Annotated in this window: 1 protein-coding gene; it reads left to right on the top strand. The window is 51.0% G+C overall.

Going from position 1 to position 437, the window contains the following annotated elements; translation table 11 throughout:
* The first annotated feature begins 40 nt into the window (after positions 1–40).
* Entirely contained in the window at positions 41–406 is a 366-nt protein-coding gene (locus tag MO867_RS22650; protein ID WP_252473389.1) for an IS66 family transposase, read from the top strand.
* Positions 407–437 lie beyond the last annotated feature (31 nt).

Here is a 437-nt window from a genome sequence, read left to right as displayed (position 1 = left end):
GACCGTTCTTTTCCAGGGGATTAACTGATGCACTTCAAAGTTGAATGCAGGATGTGATGAAACCCCGCTGCAGGTACTGAAAGAACCAGGCAAGTCTCCGCAAGGCCAGTCTTACATGTGGGTGCGTTTAGGTGGCGCACCCAGCCAAAAGGTTGTCCTTTACGACTACCACCCGAGTCGCAGCGGCGCCGTAGCCAACGCACTGCTATCCGGCTTTAAGGGTTACCTGCAAACTAACGACTATGCCGGCTATTATGCTGTGGCTGCAGAACAGGATATGACTCATCTCGGCTGCTGGGCTCATGCGCGTCGCAAGTTTATCGATGCACAAAAAGTTGCTGGTGGTAAAGCGCATAAACTAAAGAATAAAGGAAAAAAGAATCCGCATTGCCATGGCTTTACCTGAAGGGTGTTTCAACCGGCGAGATGGAAGAGGC

The organism is Microbulbifer okhotskensis (assembly GCF_023895975.1).
GTDB lineage: Bacteria > Pseudomonadota > Gammaproteobacteria > Pseudomonadales > Cellvibrionaceae > Microbulbifer > Microbulbifer okhotskensis.
Note: the sequence above shows the minus strand (reverse complement) of the source record. Positions and strands in the feature narration are given on the sequence as shown.